The sequence below is a fragment of the Bradyrhizobium sp. UNPF46 genome (assembly GCF_006658625.1).
Classification (GTDB): domain Bacteria; phylum Pseudomonadota; class Alphaproteobacteria; order Rhizobiales; family Xanthobacteraceae; genus Bradyrhizobium; species Bradyrhizobium nitroreducens.
This window is the reverse complement of sequence record NZ_LFJB01000139.1, coordinates 1-2605: the sequence shown is the minus strand read 5'-3', so window position 1 is coordinate 2605 and position 2605 is coordinate 1. Positions and strand designations below refer to the sequence as shown.

General features: G+C 62.3%; 4 protein-coding genes. 2 read left to right on the top strand and 2 right to left on the bottom strand.

Going from position 1 to position 2605, the window contains the following annotated elements; all coding sequences use genetic code 11:
- Positions 1-223 precede the first annotated feature (223 nt).
- Entirely contained in the window at positions 224-826 is a 603-nt protein-coding gene (locus UNPF46_RS37135; RefSeq protein ID WP_142253327.1) for a cytochrome c, read from the bottom strand.
- A gap of 72 nt (positions 827-898) precedes the next feature.
- A complete protein-coding gene (locus UNPF46_RS37130; protein ID WP_142253326.1) occupies positions 899-1501 on the bottom strand; it encodes a Crp/Fnr family transcriptional regulator in 603 nt (200 codons plus the stop codon).
- 251 nt (positions 1502-1752) lie between these two features.
- On the opposite strand from UNPF46_RS37130, the gene UNPF46_RS37125 reads away from it, so the two are divergent.
- Together UNPF46_RS37125 and UNPF46_RS37120 are read left to right on the top strand one after the other, a co-directional pair.
- On the top strand, positions 1753-1980 hold the full coding sequence (locus UNPF46_RS37125; RefSeq protein WP_246668818.1) for a hypothetical protein: 228 nt from the start codon (positions 1753-1755) through the stop codon (positions 1978-1980).
- A gap of 189 nt (positions 1981-2169) precedes the next feature.
- Positions 2170-2487: an ArsR/SmtB family transcription factor gene (locus UNPF46_RS37120; protein ID WP_063195774.1), complete on the top strand. Its 318-nt coding sequence runs from the start codon at positions 2170-2172 to the stop codon at positions 2485-2487.
- The last annotated feature ends 118 nt before the right edge of the window (positions 2488-2605 follow it).

The following is a 2605-nucleotide window of genomic DNA, read 5'->3' as shown; positions in this document are numbered from 1 at the left end:
CCCTGCCCGCACCTCTCGTGCCGACGCTGCCGCGTCCACCGCAACCCCGGCTCGCGAACAAGACGACCACAAGTCGCCCCTCTTGGTGAGCCGGGATGAGCGACACATACGCCGAAACCGAATTTCGGTAAAGTGGAATATTTTTGGCGGAGAGGATTGACAGAGGGCGACACAGGCACGGTTGCGTAGCCCGGGCCGCGATCCACGCGCGCCCCCGCGACGCTCATCGCAACCGATAGCTCGAATGGCAGGAGACGCAGTTCTGGGTGACGTGCGACAGGGCCGCCATCGTCCCGGCGCGGTCCTGCGTCATCGCGACCTTGGCGAGCCCGCTCGCCGCCGTATGCATCGAAAGGCCGATACCGCGCATAGCCTCGGGCATATAGGCCTCCATCATCTCTTCCATCGTCATCGGCTTCGGGGATTTATTCCCGGGAGGACGGCTGACCTGCTGCAGCGACGGCGGCCTGCATCCTGCCGCCGACGGCGAATCCAGCCCCAGGCGCTCGGTGGCGGCTTTCGAGGCCGCGGCGTAGTCGTCCCTGGCAAGGGCATCGACGATCTCGTTCAGCGTCTGCAGGTGATCGCGCATATTGCCGAGGAAATGGGTCTGCATATCAGGCGGAAACTGCACCATCTCGCGCGCGTCCTTGACGGCATTGCCATGGGACATGTGGGAGTTCATGGCCTGATCTTGACCTTGGCTCTGTCCAGCCTGCATCTGATGATGCATGCCGGAATGGTTGGAGGTCTCGGCCGACGCAACGGCAGCCATCGCCAGGATTGCAGCGCCGCCCGATGCGGCTTTCGTCCAGCACGACAACATGATCGATCCCTTCCGTCGCCAGGCGCCCCTCCTCCTTCTAAACGGCCGTCCGCCGACGGCGTATGATTGCGATCATACCGCGCTTCTCAAGATGCGGATTTGTCCCTTGCCCCGTTCGATCTCACCGTCGGCGGCCATCGCCGCCAGCGTGCGATAGAGGGCTTCGTGCGCCAGCCCGAGCTCCGCTGCGAGATCCTTCAACGTTCCGCGCAGCGTCACGCTCCGCCCCTTGGCGTCGGCGTTGACCGTCAGATAGTGCCTGACGCGATCACGAGCCGAGTGGATGTTGCGACGTTCGAGCCGGGTTCGCAGCGTCATGACCTGGCGTGCGAGCATCGCCGAGAAAGCCAGCAGCAGCTTCGGGTCGCGTTCCAGTTCGGCGAGCAGAGCTGACTTCGGGTACAGCCGCACGGTCGCTTCGCTCGAGGCAATGGCGTCGCAGTGGTAGGCTGACGAGAACAGTGACGCCTCCGCCAGCACGTCGCCGGGCGCGGCAAGCTGCAGAACAGCCTCTCGGCCAGAGCGATCGAGCCGCACCAGCCGGATCCTGCCCTTGACGACCTCGTAAAGTCCGGCCGGTCTCGCGCCGGCTCGAAACAAATTCTGCCCCGCCTTCAGCGAGCGCTCCGACGCGGAAGCCGCGATGTTCGCCGAAATCCAATCGATCTGATGCATGGGTCATCCCGGCTGACGGACCCCAGTGGTGAATATTGGGGCAATACGGTTTACACGGCCAATGATGAGCCATGCGATCCCTTTTGCCAATTGAAGGGGCCGCGCGCCCAAATCAGGTTCGGCGCGACGCGAGACCGGCCAACCTTTCCAAGATTTCATGGAGGTCAAACCCAGTTGATTTGATTCTGCCGCCCACGGGTGAGACTTCTGTCGCGCCGGCTGCCTGATTGGGGATCCGGAGATTGCGATGGATGGAGCTGTCATCGATGCCGCAATTCGATCGTGAGCTCGTGTTCACCATGAGGACGGTCCTCGAGGAGGCCATGACCAAGGTGCCTTCCGAGCTGGTGACGATATCAACGAAGGCGTTCCTCGCCGAATGCATTCTCAAGGCAGCTGCGCAGGGATACACCAACTACGCCGATCTGCTCACCGCTGCGACCGATCACATCCAGACGATTGCCTCGATGTTCTCCTGAAAGCCCGGTTTGATCTGCCGGCCGGCAGCTCAGCACCGGGCAATCGGTCTGGTCTCCGGCCTCGAACTCCATCAGGCTGGGCGCAGGGCCGACCGTCTCAGATCGAACATCGGGAGTGTTCGCTGCGCGGCAACTCGGATCCCGGAGCGGTTTGACTGTGGTCATGCAGATGCTATTGAAATCACTATCATGCGCCACTTGAACACGACCGAACTGGAGCGGCAGGCCAAGGAGGTGGCTGCGCTGATGCGCATGTTCGCAAATGAGCACCGCCTGCTCATCCTTTGCAGGCTGGTGGAATATGGCGAGGTTGCCGCCAGTGCTCTGGCCGAAGACGTCGGCCTTTCCGCCTCGGCACTATCCCAACACCTCGCGAAGCTGAAGGCAGAGGGCGTCGTCGCTGCCCGACGCGACGGGCAAACGATGTGGTATCGCATCGCAGACCGGCGGGTCGAAGAGCTGTTTTCGAGCTTGCACCGGCTCTTCTGTCGTCCCCGCAAACGATGAGCTTGCCTCCCATGCCTCGGGAAACGGGGCCCCCCTAAAGCGCGATGAGATTTGGATGAATCGTCATCGCGCTTTAGGTTGTTGTTTGCGCATGATCTTTCCGGAAAACCGCTTCGCA